We start from the raw sequence: 14,459 nt of genomic DNA, 5'->3' as shown, positions 1-14,459 counted from the left end.
ACCCATGAGCCTGCGGGCACGCATCAACTCCCCCGAGGAGCACGGCACCCGGGGCGAGGACGGGCATCTGGTCGCCTCCTACCGGGCCAAGCTGCTGGAGGAGATCGACCTCGCCGAGATGAGTTCGCTGGCCGCCGCCGAGCGCAGGGCACGGCTGGAGCGGGTGCTCGGGCACATCATCAGCCGCGAGGGCCCGGTGCTCTCCACGGCGGAACGCGCCCAGCTCATCCGGCGGGTGGTGGACGAGGCGCTGGGCCTCGGCATCCTGGAACCCCTCCTCGAGGACGCCTCCGTCACCGAGATCATGGTGAACGGGCCCGACGCGATCTTCGTCGAACGCGGCGGGCGCGTCGAGCAGCTGCCGCTGCGCTTCGCCTCCGCCGACCAGCTCATGCAGACCATCGAGCGGATCGTCTCGACGGTCAACCGCCGGGTGGACGAGTCCAACCCGATGGTGGACGCCCGGCTGCCCTCCGGCGAGCGGGTCAACGTCATCATCCCGCCGCTGTCCCTGACCGGCCCCATCCTCACCATCCGCCGCTTCCCGCGTTCCTTCACCCTGCGGGAGCTGACCGGCTTCGGCTCGCTCGACGAGCCCATGGTGCTCCTGCTGGCCGGGCTGGTGCAGGCGAAGTTCAACATCATCGTCTCCGGGGCCACCGGCACCGGCAAGACGACCCTGCTCAACGCCCTGTCCGGGCTCATCCCGGCGCACGAGCGCATCATCACCATCGAGGACTCCGCCGAACTCCAGCTCCAGCAGACCCACGTCGTCCGGCTCGAGTCACGCCCGCCGAACGTCGAGGGCAAGGGCCAGGTCACCATCCGGGACCTGGTGCGCAACTCCCTGCGCATGCGGCCCGACCGCATCGTGGTCGGCGAGGTCCGCGGCGGCGAGTCGCTCGACATGCTCCAGGCGATGTCCACCGGCCACGACGGCTCGCTGGCCACCGTGCACGCCAACAGCGCGGAGGACGCCCTCACCCGGCTGCAGACCCTCGCCTCCATGTCCGACGTCGAGGTGCCCTTCGTGGCGCTGCACGACCAGATCAACAGCGCCGTCGACGTCATCGTCCAGCTCACCCGGTTCGCCGACGGCGCCCGCCGGATCACCGAGATCGCCCTGCTCGACAGCCACGGCGGCGACCCGTACCGGCTCGCCACCGCGGCCCGGTTCCACGCCCGGCCCATGACCGCCGACGGCCAGGTGCACGGCGCCTTCGAGTACCACCCGCTGCCACGGCGCACCGCCGACCGCCTCCACATGGCGGGCCAGCCGATTCCGCAGGCCTTCGGCGTCGCCCACTTCGCGGAACAGCTCGCCACCCGAGAAGCCAGGTAGGACCCCCATGGAACTCCACACGCTCGTACAGCTCACCACCGGTGTCGCCCTGCTGACCTGCGTCCTGGCCGTCGTCGGCATCCACACCTACGCCTCCGGCCGGGCCCAGCGCGCCGCCCTCATCGACCGGCTCGCGCACACCGGAGCCGACTTCGGCCCCGGCCGCCGGCGCCGCTTCCGCACCCTGGACCGCCGGCTGCGCCGCACGGCACTCGGCCGGAAACTGGAGCTGCGGCTCGCGGCGACCGGCCTGGACGTCACCCCGGGCGAGTTCTTCGCCTACATGCTCGCCGCGGTCGCCGCGCTGTGGCTCATCGGACAGGCCACCCTGGCCCCCTTCTTCGGCCCGCTCGCCGGGCTGCTCGGCATCTGGGCGGCCGTCCAGTTCCTCAACTGGCAGCGGCAGAAACGCATCGAGCGCTTCATCAACCAGCTCCCCGAACTGGCCCGCATCCTGGCCAACGCCACCCAGGCCGGCCTCGCGCTGCGCACCGCGCTCGGCATGGCGGCGGAGGAACTGGAGGCGCCCGCGGGCGAGGAACTGGCCAAGGTCGCCGACCAGCTCGCCGTCGGACACTCCCTCGACGACGCGCTCGGCGAACTGGCGGACCGGCTGCCCTCGCGCGAACTGGTCGTGCTCGTCACGACGCTGGTGCTGTCCAACCGCGCGGGCGGCCAGGTCGTGTCGGCCCTGCGCAACCTCACCGAGACCCTCGAGGAACGCAAGGAGACCCGGCGCGAGATCCGCACCCAGCTCTCCCAGGTGACGATGACGTCGTACGCCGTCCCAGTCCTCGGCATCGGCGCGCTGTTCCTGATGAACGGGGTCAAGGACGGCGCACTCGACCGCATGACCGGCTCACCGGTCGGCCAGGCCTGCGTGATCATCGCGTTCGCCATGTACGCCGTCGGGTTCGTCCTCATCCGCCGCATGAGCCGCATCGACGTGTGAGGGGGCTGACCTGATGGCATACCTGCTGGCCCTGCTGACGGGCCTCGGCGTCTGGGGCGCCTTCGCCGGCATCCGGATGTATCGCGCGGACGCGAAACTCCCCGGCGACCTGGCGCTCGCCCTGGAGGTCGGCGCCACCCGCACCGGCGCGGTGGACTCCGTGATCGACCGCATGGGCATGCGCTACGCCCCCTTCGTGCTCCGCGTGATGGGCCCCCGCCTGGTGGCCCGGTACCGCCGCCGGATCGACCTCGCCGGCAACCCCGGCGGCCTCACCATCGACCGCTACGCCGCCCGCCGCGCGGTGTACGGCGCGCTCGGCGGCGCCGGCTTCCTGGTCTTCCTGCTGCGCGGCCAGTGGTTCGTGGCCCTGCTCCTGCTGCTGTTCGGGGCGTTCTGGACGGAGGTCGGCATCTGGTCGGCGATCCGCGTGCGCAAGGACGTCATCGAGCGGACCCTGCCGGACTTCCTCGACGTGCTCGCGGTCGTGGTCAGCGCGGGGCTCGGCTTCCGCCAGGCACTGGACCGGGTGGCCACCCGCTACGAGGGCCCCTGGGCGGACGAACTGCGCATCACCCTGCGTCAGATGGACCTCGGCGTCAGCCGCCGCCAGGCCTTCGCGGAACTGCGGCGCCGCAACGACTCCGAGCAGGTGGCGATGTTCGTGACGGCCCTGCAGCAGGGCGAGGAACTGGGCGCCCCGATCGTCGACACCCTCGTCGCCCTCGCCAAGGACATGCGCCGCACGGACGCCCAGAACGCCCGCCGCAAGGCCGCCCGCGCGGTCCCCAAGGCCACGTTGATGATCACCACGTTCATGGTCCCGGCGACGATGCTGCTGCTGGGCGCGGGCCTGCTGCTGGGCTCCGGCGTCGACTTCGGCTCCCTGACGGGCGAGTAGGCGGGGACGGGGTGACGACCACGACGCCGGCGAGGGGCACCACGGGCCGCCGGCACTGGCGCGGGCCCACGGGCCGCCGGCACTGGCGCGGGCCGGCGGGCGGCCATGCGGATGCCGGCGTGGGCCCCAGGGGTGCCTCCTCCGCGCCCGACCCGGAGAAGCTGCAGATACGCGCCCTGCAGGCGATGTGCCGGCAGGTCTTCGGGTTCCGCCTCGCCATGATCGTGCTGGCGGCCCCGGCCGCCCTGCTCAACGCCTCGCCCGGCCTGGGCGTACGCCTGGTCGGCGCGGCCGTCGTCGTCACCTTCATGGTGTCCTACGTCCTGTTCCGCGACTGGGAGCGCTTCGGCCCCCTGCTGCTGCGCCACCCCAGCCTGCTGGCCGCCGACACCCTCTTCGGCTCCCTGCCGCTGATCTCCGCCGGCCCGGACACCACCCTCGCCTACGTCAGCGTCTGCACCCCGCTGCTCGCCGGACTGGTCTACGGCTGGCGGGGCGCGGCCTGCTTCGCCTCGCTGCAGTCCCTGATCCTGCTGCTGGTCCACGCCACCCTGAAGGCCGACCAGCGGGCGGGAGTCGCCGAGTCCCTGCTGCTGCCCGGCCTGTGCGTCGTCACCGGCGCGATGGGCTCGACCCTGCGCAACCTGATGCTGCGCTATGGAGCCGCGACGCAGGCGCTCACGGCGGTACAGGCCCGGCTGGCGGCGACGGAGGCGGTGCACGCGGAACGGGCCCGGCTGGCCCGCGAGATGCACGACTCGGTGGCCAAGACCCTGTACGGCGTGGCCCTCGCGGCCGACGGCCTGGCGGCGACCGCGTCGGCCGAGGCCCCGGACCCGGCCCGCGTCCGCCGCCAGGCCGACCTGGTGTCCCGCTCGGCCCGCCGGGCGGCGGCGGAGTCCCGGGAACTCCTGGAGGACCTGCGCCGCGAGGACACCCCGGCGGCGCCGGCCCCCACGGACCTCTGGGCGGAGGCGACGGCCCGCGCCGCCGACTTCACGGCCCGCACCGGACTGCCCGTCGCGTGCCGCCGTTCGGACGACGGCGAGGCTCCCCTGCCCGCCCTCCCGCCGCCCCTCGCCCGCCACCTCCTCGCCATCGTCACGGAGGCGCTGGAGAACGCCCACCGGCACGCGTCGGCGACCCGCGTGGAGCTGGCCGCGGGGGTCGAGGGCGGTCTGCTCCGGCTGTCGGTGCACGACGACGGCACCGGTCTGCCACCCGGCACGACCCTCGACGACCTGCGCCGCTCCGGCCACTTCGGCCTGCTCGGCATGGTCGAACGGGCCGCCGCGGCAGGCGCCCGCATCCGCGTCGGGCGCGGCGGCCACGCACGAGGCACCGAGGTCCGGGTGGAACTGCCCCTGCGGCCCGAGGGACACCCCGCCGTCCCCGCCGCACCCGAAAGGGCCCGGCACCCCTGAACCCCCGGACTCCCTGACCCCCGCACTCCCGGGCATTTGGCTCTCGAAGCCCCGAACTCCCGAACTCCCGAACTCCCGAACCACTGAACCCGAGAAGGAGGCACCCCGATGCAGCGGCTGAACCCAGGCCCCGGCTTCCCGCCGGCCACCGTCACGGCCCCCCTGCGCCTGGTGGTGGCCGACGACAACCCGGTCATCCGCGCGGGCCTCACCGCCCTCCTCTCCGACCGCGAGGACACCACCGTGGTGGCGGAGGCGGCGGACGGCCGCGAGGCGTACGAGGCGGCGCTGCTCCACCGCCCCGACGTCGTCCTCCTCGACGTGCGCATGCCCGGCGTCGACGGAATCTCGGCATTGCCCCACCTGGTCCGCCTGGCCCCGGTCATGATGCTGACGTACAGCCACGAGACGGAGACCGTGCGGGAGGCGCTGCGGCTGGGGGCGGGGGGTTACCTGGTGCACGGTGAGTTCACCGCGGAGCAGCTGGTGAGGGCGGTGCGCGATGTGCGGGAGGGACGGCCGCACGTGACGCCGGGAGCGGCGCGGGCGTTGGTGGCCGGGTTGCGGGCGAGTGCAGCTGCACATGTGGAGTACGAACTACCGCCTACTGCTGGCGTAATTCCAACCCAAAACCTTTCGCAACTGCAACCAGGTGTGGGACAGTCGTACCGGTCGCGATTCCAACTGAGCGGCAGGGAGGCGGAGATCATGGACCTCATCGCGTCCGGCATGACCAACCAGCAGATCGCCGCGGCCTGCTTCATCAGCGAGAAGACCGTCAAGAACCACATCAACCGCATCTTCGCCAAGCTCCACAGCACGACCAGGTCCCAGGCGACGGCCAAGTGGCTGGGGGTGGCCTGAAATGACCGACCGGGAGCGGGGCTGGGCCCGGGAATGGGTCCTGGGGCCCTTAGAGGGGCATGTTGCGGGGGCTTACGTTTCCGGCATCGGAAGTGAATGCGGAGGGAAGCACCGTGAGCGATCTGTTGCTGAAGACGGCTGTGGCGACGAAAGTGCGCGTGAACGGCTGGAAAAACACGACGGTCGCGGCAGTTCAGCGACGGGCCGGGGACAAGGGGCAGACGGCAGTCGAGTACCTGGGCATCATCGCGGTCGTGGTCGCGATCGTCTTGGCCATCACCGGCACGGACATCGGCAAGACGATTCTCGACAAGATCAAGACCAAGATCACGGAGATCACCTGATCCACCGGCGAGTCCACGGCGACTCAGGGCAGGCCTTCCCCATCTACATCACGGTGGTGGCAGGCCTGCTCTTTCTTGCGTTCGCCTACCTCGCGGTCGGCCAGGCCGCGGTGAACCGGAGCGGCGCCCAGACCGCGGCGGACGCCGCGGCGCTCGCAGCCGCCCAGGAAGCGCGCAAGCAGCTCGTCGGGCTGTGGGTGCACGACTTGACCGACCCCACCGAATGGGGAGACATCTTCGCGGGCAAGGGTGTCGTCGATCCATGCTGGCGAGCGGAACAGCTGGCAGTGGAGAACGACGCCCACCTGAACTCCTGCAACCCCGACTTGCTCAGGTACACGGTCGAAGTCCAGACCGACAAGCCGGTCGGCGACTCCGTCGTACCCGGGACCGAGGACATCAAGTCGACCGAGACCGCGACGGCCGTGATCGACGCCCTCTGCACGTTCGATCCCCCCGCCGAGGGCGCCACCCTCAAGGCACTGCCACACCTCTCGTGCAAGGACGGAAAAGAGTGGGATCCGGATCCGGATGACCGCGCTGACCTGCCCAAGCCGGCAGATCTCTTCGATGTCCACCTGGCCGACTGACAAGCGTATGACGAATCAAGAAGGAAGCAGAGGCATGAGCATTCGGTTCACTGCGCAGGCCCGCAGAGGACTGGTCGCGCTCACAGTGTCGACCGGTCTGGCTCTCGGAGCCGCCGCTTGCGGTGGCAGTGGCGGCGATGACGCCAAGAAGCCGGAGACTTCGGCGTCCGCTTCGAGAAGTGACGGTTCCAAGCCGAGCGCTCAGGAGGGGCAGTCCGCCGAGCCGTTGGCTGAGCTGCGCGGTCCGGACGGCCTGACGTTGGCGATCACGTCTGCGCAGCGAGACGCCGGAGGCTTCGTCACCATCAATGCGCAGCTCAAGAACGACGGGAGCAAGGACGCGGTTCTGTCGTCACAACTCAGCGGCAATGAGACCGAGATCATGAAGAACGGGCAGTCCTTCGGCGGTGCCACCCTTGTGGATTCGAAGGGCAGGAAGCGCTACTACGTGCTCCGTGACACGGAAGGCCGCCCGCTGACCACTACGGGCGTGCAGACCGTCAGGACGGGTGACACCGTCCCCATATTCATGCAGTTCCCGGCACCGCCCGCGGGTACAGCCGAGGTCAGTTTCCAGTTGCCGACCTTCGCCAGCGCCACCATCCAGATCTCCGGGTGAGGCCAAAGTGACCACCACACCCCGCCTCACCCTCACCCTCACCACAGCCGTCCTCCTCGCGGCCGCCAACCTCTCCCTGGCCCGCGCCGACGACACCTCCCCCAGCGAACCCCCCGGCACGGAACCCTCCGCCACCGCCCCCGTGAAGGTCGACCCCACCGACCCGGACCTCAAGCTGCCCGAGGGGGCCACCCTCGCAGAGCCCAAGGTGCTGGACATCAAGTCGGTCGTCGAGGACCAGAGCGGGGACGAGCGGCGGGAGGACACCAACGCCGATGTCACCTTCGCCCTGCAGGCCGAGGTCCTCTTCGGCAAGGACAGCCCCAAGCTGGGCGGCGAGGCGAAGGCCCGTATCGCGACGATCGCCGACGAGATCAAGAAGCAGCACGCGACCCGGGTCCGCGTCTTCGGCTTCACCGACGACCTCGGCTCCTCCGCCCACGGCGACGTCCTGTCCCGGCAGCGCGCCAACGCCGTGCAGGCCGTCCTCGACCAGGACCTGAACGACCCGAACGTCACCTTCGAAGTACGCGGCTACGGCGAGCAGTACCCCATCGCGGACAACTCGACGGAGGCGGGCAGGAAGAAGAACCGCCGCGTGGAGGTGTCCTTCCCCCGCACCGACGGCTGACAGACCCCGTCCGGGACCCGGGACCCCGTCCGGGACCCGGGACCCCGCCCGGGACCCGGGACCCCGCCCGGGACCCGGGACCCCGTCCGGGACCCCGCACCTACGCCGGCTCCACCTCGATCTCGACCCGCGCCCCCGCCACCAGCCCCCACCCCGCCATGGCCCCCGCCTCCGCCTCCAGGACATGGCGGGAGCGGAGGCGGGGGAGGCCCAGGCGGCCCGGCGGCATGGTGCGCACGGCCAGGACGGTGAGCCGGCGGTCGAGGTAGGCGACGTCGATGGGGAAGCGCATGCGGAAGGTGTGCACACTGCTCGCCGGGGACAGCAGCATCGCCCCGGCGAGCGAGTCACGGCCCAGCAGGCCCCGGGTACGCGCCCGGTAGGACGTCGCCAGCTCCAGCGGGACCGTGACCGCCACCCCGTCTCCGCTCGGCCGGACCACCAGCCTGCCCCGCCCGTCCCGCCAACGCGCCATCCCGAGCCCACCTCCGCGGTGACCGTACCCGCCGGAGGGCGGGCGAAGCGCTGACGGTCCCGCGCGTGAAGGAGCCGTCCCGGCGGGGCCGCGGGAGGCGGACGGCGTTGTCAGTGGCGGCTGCCACACTGCACCGCATGACCGACGAACACAGCGATGTGAGGCACGGCGATGTGCGTCTGCGCGAGGTCGTGGACGACGACCTCCTCGTCCTGCACGCCTACGAGAACGACCCGGAGGCCGTCCGGCGGTCGAAGTTCACCCCCCGGCCGCTGGACGCCTTCCTGAAGCACTGGCGGGAGCGGATCCTGCGCGACCCCGACAGCCTGGTGCGCGCGGTCACCGTCGACGGCGAGGTGGCGGGCAGCGTCGTCTCCTGGACCGCGAAGGACGGGCGCAGATTCGTCGGCTACTGGCTCGGCCGCCCCTACTGGGCGCGCGGCGTGGGAACCCGTGCCCTCGGCCTCTTCCTGGAGCTGGAGCGGGTCCGGCCGCTGTACGCCGACCCCTTCTCGGGGAACACCGCCTCCGTCCGCCTGCTGGAGAAGCACGGCTTCGAACACGTGGGCACGGACCGGGACGGCGAGGACGTGTTCGCCGTGCTCGCCCTCGGACGCCCTCCCGCGTGAGGCCGGGGGCCGGTGCCGCACCGGCCCCCGCCGATCAGCCGGCCGCCGGGCGGTGGTCGCCCGTGGCGCCGTCGATCAGCTCCCGCAGGATGTCCATGTGGCCGGCGTGCCGGGCCGTCTCCGTGGTCATGTGGACGAGGGTCCAGCGCAGGGAGACGGGCCGGTCGCGCCAGGCGGGGCGGCCCAGGGTGTCCAGGGGCAGCTCGGAGATCACCCGGTCCGCGGCGGCGCGGGCGCGGCCGTGGAAGGCGACGATGCGGTCCGTCGTCTCGTCGGGGGCGATCCGCAGGTCCTCCTCCGTGTACGGGTCGAACCACAGGGGCTCCACCTCGCCGCCGAACGTCCCCACGAACCAGCCGTACTCCACCGAGGCCAGATGCTTGACCAGGCCCAGCAGGGTGGTCCCGGTCGGCGTCATGGGGCGGCGCAGCTGTTCGTCGTCCAGGCCGTCGAGCTTCCAGAGCACGGCGTCCCGGTGGCGGTCCAGGCTCGCGCGCAGGATGTCCTTCTCGTCGGCGGCGCCGGCGGGTGAGTTCGTCATGGACGCGGAAATTAGCAGGAGCCGATGACACCGGGGCTGCGACGATGAGGTCCATGACGGACAACCGCTCCTTCGAGGACCTCGTGGCCGAGGGCGCCGCCGTGCCCACCGAGGGATGGGACTTCTCCTGGTTCGAGGGCCGGGCCGACGAGGCACGGCCCTCCTGGGGGTACGCCCGGTCGGCGGGGGAGCGGCTGGCGCGGGCCGGGGCCGCGCTGGACGTCCAGACCGGGGGCGGCGAGGTGCTCGACTTCGCGCTGGGCCGGGCGGAACCGGACCGGCCGCGCCTCGTCGCCGCCACGGAAGGGTGGCCGCCGAACGTCGCGAAGGCCACCGCCCTGCTGCGGCCGCGGGGCGTGGTGGTCGTGGCCGCGGCGGACGACGCGCCGCTGCCGTTCGCCGACGGGGCCTTCGACCTGGTGCTCAGCCGGCACCCGGTGACCCCGCACTGGGCGGAGATCGCGCGGGTGCTGCGGCCCGGCGGCACCTACTTCGCCCAGCACGTCGGGCCCGCCAGCGTGTTCGAGCTGGTCGAGTACTTCCTCGGGCCCCAGCCGGAGTCCGTGCGCCGGGGGCGCGACCCCGAGGGCGAGCGCAGGGACGCCGAGGCGGCCGGGCTGGAGGTCGTGGAGCTGCGGGCGGAGCGGCTGCGGATGGAGTTCCACGACATCGCCGCCGTCGTGCACTTCCTGCGCAAGGTGGTCTGGATGGTCCCGGGCTTCACGGTGGAGGAGTACCTGCCCCGGCTCCGCGCCCTGCACGAGCGGATCGAGCAGGACGGGCCGTTCGTGGCGCACAGCGCGCGGCACCTCTTCGACGCCCGCAGACCGGCCTCCCGGTAAGGAGGCGGAGCCGGGCGTTCCGGCGCCCGGGTTCACCCGCGCTTTCCCCGGGGTTTCCACATCGTTATCGGGAGCGGTTCACATCCGCCCCATGCGTCACGTAGGTTCAGACCAAGGTTATTCGCGCCAGCAAAGCAGCGCGGGCGGCACCGCGCGGTGGAGGGGGCCGCGCGGTGCCGCGACGCACCGCGTGAGCCCCGGCCGGGCCGTCAAGCCGCCGTTCGCTCCCGGGGTAGTCCGTCGGAGGGACCCCGGGGCAACTCGCCGAGCTTTCACCAAGACGGCCCAAACCCCCTCGATCCCGCCGATCGTGCCGCGTTTTCCCTGGGAATCCGCTGTGGATCGGCCATGGAACGGCCCTGAATCCAGTATTCCGCGCACACCTGGACGTCGCCGGGTGATTCCGGAGAGTAGTTGTGCGCCGCCGATGCACGCGCCGGCCCTTACGAAGGGTTATGGTGGAAACCCCCCCTCGGGCCGGTCCGTCTCCCCCCCCACGGACCGGCCCGTTTTTTCTTCGGGAACCACCTGGCAGGGGGCCGGCGTCCCCACCTCGGGGGGGCGAGCCGCCGGCAGGGGTACTCTCGAAACCCGCCCGAACCCGAAGGGTCTTTCCCGTGAACCTGCGCGACAAGCTGCGCGGCCTGCTCGTCAGGCTGTACGCACGCCGGGTGGAAGGCCACCTGGACCACGCTCAGGTGCCCAAGCACATCGGCGTCATCATGGACGGCAACCGCCGCTGGGCGAAGGCAGCCGGTTCCACCACGGTCCACGGCCACCGGGCCGGTGCCGAGAAGATCGGGGAGTTCCTCGGCTGGTGCGCCGAGACGGACGTCGAGGTCGTCACCCTGTGGCTGCTGTCCACCGACAACTTCGACCGCCCGCAGGAGGAGCTGGTCCCGCTCCTCGGCATCATCGAGGACGTCGTCCGCGCCCTCGCCGCCGACGGCCGCTGGCGCGTCCACCACGTCGGCACCCGCGACCTGCTGCCGGCCGGGATGCAGCAGGTCCTCAAGGACGCCGAGGAGAGCACCGCCGACGTCGGCGGGATAGTGGTCAACGTGGCCATCGGCTACGGCGGCCGCCAGGAGATCGCCGACGCCGTGCGCTCCATGCTCCTCGACGCCCAGGACAAGGGCGTGTCGCTGGAGGGCCTCGCCGAGTCCGTCGACGTCGACATGATCGGCCGTCACCTCTACACCGGCGACCAGCCCGACCCCGACCTCGTCATCCGCACCAGCGGTGAGCAGCGGCTGTCCGGATTCATGCTCTGGCAGACCGCCCACTCCGAGTACTACTTCTGCGAAGTCTTCTGGCCGGCCTTCCGCAAGGTGGACTTCCTGCGCGCGCTGCGCGACTACGCCGCACGTCACCGCCGTTACGGCGGCTGACGCCGCACCCGCCCGCACCGCACGCCCCGCCGGCCACCGCACCGGCGGGGCGTCCCGTATACCCCGGTTGGGCCGGAAGTAACAAGCAGTTCACCGGCTCGCTGTCGGCCACTTCGGCATGGCGGCGCTTTTTAGAGGGCATAAGGCAAGCAGGTCGACACCCGAACCACGGGTGTCGGATCTCAGCGGGCGGCACGGGGCCGTCCGCCCGGGAGGCCCTTTGCACCAGCCCGACCGTGCGGTCACCGCTCGGAAGCAGCCGCGGAGGTCCGGTGTCCGGCCCGTCCTGCGCGGGAGCCGGGGACCGGTCGCAATGCTCCCGCCCTCCCGGCCCGGCTTCCGCTTCGTCGCTCCCCGACCTCATCCGAGGGGGTACGTCCTTCCGTGGTGACCAGCACAAAGCGCCACAAGCCCGACCGGCGCACGTATGTTCTCGACACCAGCGTCCTGCTGGCCGACCCCAACGCCCTGACCCGCTTCGAGGAGCACGAGGTCGTGCTCCCCGTCGTCGTGGTCACGGAACTGGAGGCCAAGCGGCACCATCCCGAACTCGGCTACTTCGCCCGCCAGGCGCTGCGCCTGCTGGACGACTACCGGGTGAAGCACGGTCGCCTCGACGCCCCCATCCCGATCGGCGAACTGGGCGGAACCGTCCGTGTCGAGCTCAACCACTCGGACCCCAGCGTGCTGCCCACCGGCTACCGCCTGGGGGACAACGACTCACGCATCCTCGCGGTGGCCCGCAACCTGCAGGCCGAGGGATACGACGTCACGGTCGTCTCGAAGGACCTGCCGCTCAGGATCAAGGCGTCCTCGGTCGGCCTGCTGGCCGAGGAGTACCGGGCCGAACTCGCCATCACGGAGAACTCCGGATGGACCGGGATGTCCGAACTGACGCTTCCGGGCGAACAGGTGGACACCCTGTTCGAGGAGGGCCACGTGTACGTGCCGGAGGCCTCCGGCCTCCCCGTGCACACCGGCCTGACCATCCAGTCCGAGCGCGGCAAGGCGCTCGGCCGGGTCACGGCCGAGGGGAACGTCCGGCTGGTGCGCGGCGACCGGGAGGCGTTCGGCATCAAGGGCCGCAGCGCCGAGCAGCGCATCGCGCTCGACCTGCTGCTCGACCCGGACGTCGGCATCGTCTCGATGGGCGGCCGGGCCGGCACCGGCAAGTCGGCGCTCGCGCTGTGCGCGGGCCTGGAGGCGGTCCTGGAGCGCCGTCAGCACCAGAAGGTGATGGTCTTCCGGCCGCTGTACGCGGTCGGCGGGCAGGAGCTGGGCTATCTGCCGGGTTCCGAGGCCGAGAAGATGAGCCCGTGGGCCCAGGCCGTCTTCGACACGCTCTCCGCCGTCACCAGCCGTGAGGTCATCGAGGAGGTCACCGCCCGGGGCATGCTGGAGGTCCTGCCCCTGACCCACATCCGGGGCCGCTCCCTGCACGACGCCTTCGTGATCGTCGACGAGGCGCAGTCCCTGGAACGGAACGTGCTGCTGACCGTCCTGTCCCGGATCGGCGCCAACTCGCGGGTCGTCCTGACCCATGACGTGGCGCAGCGGGACAACCTGAGGGTCGGCCGCTACGACGGTGTCGTGGCCGTGGTCGAGAAGCTGAAGGGGCATCCGCTCTTCGCCCACGTCACCCTGACCCGGTCCGAGAGATCCCAGATCGCGGCCCTTGTCACGGAAATGCTCGAAGAGGGCCATATCTGACGGGAGTGAGCCCGACGGGCGCCGCCCGGCAAAGCCGAAGAGCTTAGCCGGGCGGCGCCTTCGCGTGGGGGGATTTCCTGAAAACCGCTGGGGCAAACGAGGTGTGAGCTTTCACACGCAACTCGGAATTGCCACCCGGTGTCTGGTTACGGCAGAGTCTCACTCCTGTCAGGCCCCGCATACGACACACCTGTACCCCCAGCGGTACGGCACCACAGCAGCACCACCCCAACTCCACAGCGTCGTCGTATGCCGCCCGCGCACCACGCGGCGCTCCTCGCAAGGGAGTTGCCCACCGGGCCCGCGCCTCCCGTGACCCCGCAGTTGGGAGGCCAGTGCCAAGGGGCACGATTGCGTCCGCCAGGGTCACCGAAGCGGGCGATGCTGGAAGGAAACCGTGTGAGCCGGATTTCGGTCCGGGGATTCGCAGTGGCCTCGGCCACCGCGGTCACCGCCGTCGGAAGCGTCGTGGGTGTGGCCTCGGGCAGCACCGCGCAGAACAACGACGCCGAGGCGACGGCAGTAGCCGACACCACGCTTCTCGCGGACATACCCGCGGGTCAGCAGGCCCAGGTGCAGACCGCGTCCCTGACGCAGCAGGCGGACGCGCAGGCCATCGCCGCTGACGCGAGCGCCAAGAAGGACGCCGAGGAAGCAGCCCGCAAGGCCGCCGCCGAGACCGCGGTCGCCAAGAAGGCCGCCGCCGAGAAGGCGGCCGAGGCCGCCGCCAAGGCGCGTGCCGAGGCCAAGGCCGCGGCCACCCGCTCCACCCGGGACTCCTCCAGCTTCCCGGTGCAGGGCAGCTACACCGTGGCGCAGATCCAGGCGATGGCGCGTCAGATGGTGGCGGCCGACCAGTTCCAGTGCTTCAGCAACATCGTGAACCACGAGTCGAGCTGGAACTACCAGGCGGTCAACGCCTCCTCCGGTGCCTACGGTCTCTTCCAGGCTCTCCCCGCCGGCAAGTACGCCTCCGCCGGCGCCGACTGGCGGACCAACCCGGCTACCCAGATCAAGTGGGGCCTCAACTACATGAACGAGCGGTACCACAGCCCCTGTGGCGCCTGGTCGTTCTGGCAGGCCAACAGCTGGTACTAGACCGGCCGCCGGCCCCGGCCGGCCCCCGCTCGACCTCGCGCAGCCCCTCCCCGTCCTAGGGGGAGGGGCTTTCGCACTGTACGGTCGTACGCGAACGGCTCCCCGG

General features: G+C 71.5%; 16 protein-coding genes. 14 read left to right on the top strand and 2 right to left on the bottom strand.

From position 1 onward, the window contains the following. Positions 1 to 4: 4 nt before the first annotated feature. From TNCT1_RS01840 to TNCT1_RS01800, 9 genes are all read left to right on the top strand, one after another. Positions 5 to 1,342, top strand: a complete 1,338-nt coding sequence (locus TNCT1_RS01840; protein WP_143627421.1) for a CpaF family protein — start codon at positions 5 to 7, stop codon at positions 1,340 to 1,342. Positions 1,343 to 1,349: 7 nt separating this feature from the next. Continuing rightward, positions 1,350 to 2,294 (top strand): type II secretion system F family protein, encoded by a 945-nt coding sequence (locus TNCT1_RS01835; protein ID WP_143627419.1) that lies wholly within the window; start codon positions 1,350 to 1,352, stop codon positions 2,292 to 2,294. A 13-nt stretch (positions 2,295 to 2,307) separates the two neighbouring features. Next, positions 2,308 to 3,195, top strand: coding sequence for a DUF5936 domain-containing protein (locus TNCT1_RS01830; protein ID WP_143627417.1), 888 nt, complete (start codon positions 2,308 to 2,310; stop codon positions 3,193 to 3,195). Between the two features lie 185 nt (positions 3,196 to 3,380). Continuing rightward, the gene (locus TNCT1_RS01825; protein WP_143628286.1) at positions 3,381 to 4,619 is read left to right on the top strand and encodes a sensor histidine kinase; all 1,239 of its coding nucleotides are present in this window, start codon (positions 3,381 to 3,383) and stop codon (positions 4,617 to 4,619) included. 108 nt (positions 4,620 to 4,727) lie between these two features. Beyond that, positions 4,728 to 5,483, top strand: a complete 756-nt coding sequence (locus TNCT1_RS01820; protein WP_143627415.1) for a response regulator transcription factor — start codon at positions 4,728 to 4,730, stop codon at positions 5,481 to 5,483. Between the two features lie 113 nt (positions 5,484 to 5,596). Beyond that, positions 5,597 to 5,827 carry a hypothetical protein gene (locus tag TNCT1_RS01815; protein WP_143627413.1) on the top strand — a complete coding sequence of 77 codons (231 nt, stop codon included), beginning with the start codon at positions 5,597 to 5,599 and terminating at the stop codon, positions 5,825 to 5,827. Then, the gene (locus TNCT1_RS01810; protein ID WP_143628284.1) at positions 5,824 to 6,417 is read left to right on the top strand and encodes a pilus assembly protein TadG-related protein; all 594 of its coding nucleotides are present in this window, start codon (positions 5,824 to 5,826) and stop codon (positions 6,415 to 6,417) included. Before TNCT1_RS01815 ends, TNCT1_RS01810 begins: the two co-directional genes overlap by 4 nt. A gap of 34 nt (positions 6,418 to 6,451) precedes the next feature. Continuing rightward, entirely contained in the window at positions 6,452 to 7,036 is a 585-nt protein-coding gene (locus tag TNCT1_RS01805; protein ID WP_143627411.1) for a hypothetical protein, read from the top strand. 7 nt (positions 7,037 to 7,043) lie between these two features. Further along, positions 7,044 to 7,667 (top strand): OmpA family protein, encoded by a 624-nt coding sequence (locus TNCT1_RS01800; RefSeq protein ID WP_143627409.1) that lies wholly within the window; start codon positions 7,044 to 7,046, stop codon positions 7,665 to 7,667. Positions 7,668 to 7,767: 100 nt separating this feature from the next. Here the strand turns inward: TNCT1_RS01800 and TNCT1_RS01795 are convergent, their stop codons facing one another. Beyond that, a complete protein-coding gene (locus tag TNCT1_RS01795) occupies positions 7,768 to 8,142 on the bottom strand; it encodes a DUF192 domain-containing protein (RefSeq protein WP_143627407.1) in 375 nt (124 codons plus the stop codon). A 137-nt stretch (positions 8,143 to 8,279) separates the two neighbouring features. Here TNCT1_RS01795 and TNCT1_RS01790 point away from each other — a divergent pair, with 137 nt between their 5' ends. After that, a complete protein-coding gene (locus TNCT1_RS01790) occupies positions 8,280 to 8,771 on the top strand; it encodes a GNAT family N-acetyltransferase (protein ID WP_143627405.1) in 492 nt (163 codons plus the stop codon). A 34-nt stretch (positions 8,772 to 8,805) separates the two neighbouring features. Here TNCT1_RS01790 and TNCT1_RS01785 read toward each other — a convergent pair whose 3' ends face one another. Beyond that, entirely contained in the window at positions 8,806 to 9,312 is a 507-nt protein-coding gene (locus TNCT1_RS01785; RefSeq protein ID WP_143627402.1) for a DinB family protein, read from the bottom strand. A gap of 53 nt (positions 9,313 to 9,365) precedes the next feature. Here TNCT1_RS01785 and TNCT1_RS01780 point away from each other — a divergent pair, with 53 nt between their 5' ends. From TNCT1_RS01780 to TNCT1_RS01765, 4 genes are all read left to right on the top strand, one after another. Next, complete coding sequence (locus TNCT1_RS01780; protein WP_174266106.1) at positions 9,366 to 10,154, top strand: methyltransferase domain-containing protein; 789 nt, start codon at positions 9,366 to 9,368, stop codon at positions 10,152 to 10,154. A 617-nt stretch (positions 10,155 to 10,771) separates the two neighbouring features. Further along, the gene (locus tag TNCT1_RS01775) at positions 10,772 to 11,545 is read left to right on the top strand and encodes an isoprenyl transferase (protein ID WP_143627398.1); all 774 of its coding nucleotides are present in this window, start codon (positions 10,772 to 10,774) and stop codon (positions 11,543 to 11,545) included. A gap of 384 nt (positions 11,546 to 11,929) precedes the next feature. After that, positions 11,930 to 13,255: a PhoH family protein gene (locus TNCT1_RS01770; RefSeq protein ID WP_143627396.1), complete on the top strand. Its 1,326-nt coding sequence runs from the start codon at positions 11,930 to 11,932 to the stop codon at positions 13,253 to 13,255. Positions 13,256 to 13,654: 399 nt separating this feature from the next. Then, positions 13,655 to 14,353, top strand: coding sequence for a transglycosylase SLT domain-containing protein (locus tag TNCT1_RS01765; RefSeq protein WP_235902256.1), 699 nt, complete (start codon positions 13,655 to 13,657; stop codon positions 14,351 to 14,353). The last annotated feature ends 106 nt before the right edge of the window (positions 14,354 to 14,459 follow it).

The organism is Streptomyces sp. 1-11 (assembly GCF_007176755.1).
Classification (GTDB): Bacteria; Actinomycetota; Actinomycetes; order Streptomycetales; family Streptomycetaceae; genus Streptomyces.
Note: the sequence above shows the minus strand (reverse complement) of the source record. Positions and strands in the feature narration are given on the sequence as shown.

Excerpts from the sequence above, each read along its gene's own strand:
- TNCT1_RS01840 (WP_143627421.1), top strand. The coding sequence starts at position 5 with ATGAGCCTGCGGGCACGCATCAACTCCCCCGAGGAGCACGGCACCCGG.
- TNCT1_RS01835 (WP_143627419.1), top strand. The coding sequence starts at position 1,350 with ATGGAACTCCACACGCTCGTACAGCTCACCACCGGTGTCGCCCTGCTG.
- TNCT1_RS01830 (WP_143627417.1), top strand. The coding sequence starts at position 2,308 with ATGGCATACCTGCTGGCCCTGCTGACGGGCCTCGGCGTCTGGGGCGCC.
- TNCT1_RS01825 (WP_143628286.1), top strand. The coding sequence starts at position 3,381 with ATGTGCCGGCAGGTCTTCGGGTTCCGCCTCGCCATGATCGTGCTGGCG.
- TNCT1_RS01820 (WP_143627415.1), top strand. The coding sequence starts at position 4,728 with ATGCAGCGGCTGAACCCAGGCCCCGGCTTCCCGCCGGCCACCGTCACG.
- TNCT1_RS01805 (WP_143627411.1), top strand. The coding sequence starts at position 6,452 with ATGAGCATTCGGTTCACTGCGCAGGCCCGCAGAGGACTGGTCGCGCTC.
- TNCT1_RS01795 (WP_143627407.1), bottom strand. The coding sequence starts at position 8,142 with ATGGCGCGTTGGCGGGACGGGCGGGGCAGGCTGGTGGTCCGGCCGAGC.
- TNCT1_RS01790 (WP_143627405.1), top strand. The coding sequence starts at position 8,280 with ATGACCGACGAACACAGCGATGTGAGGCACGGCGATGTGCGTCTGCGC.
- TNCT1_RS01785 (WP_143627402.1), bottom strand. The coding sequence starts at position 9,312 with ATGACGAACTCACCCGCCGGCGCCGCCGACGAGAAGGACATCCTGCGC.
- TNCT1_RS01780 (WP_174266106.1), top strand. The coding sequence starts at position 9,366 with ATGACGGACAACCGCTCCTTCGAGGACCTCGTGGCCGAGGGCGCCGCC.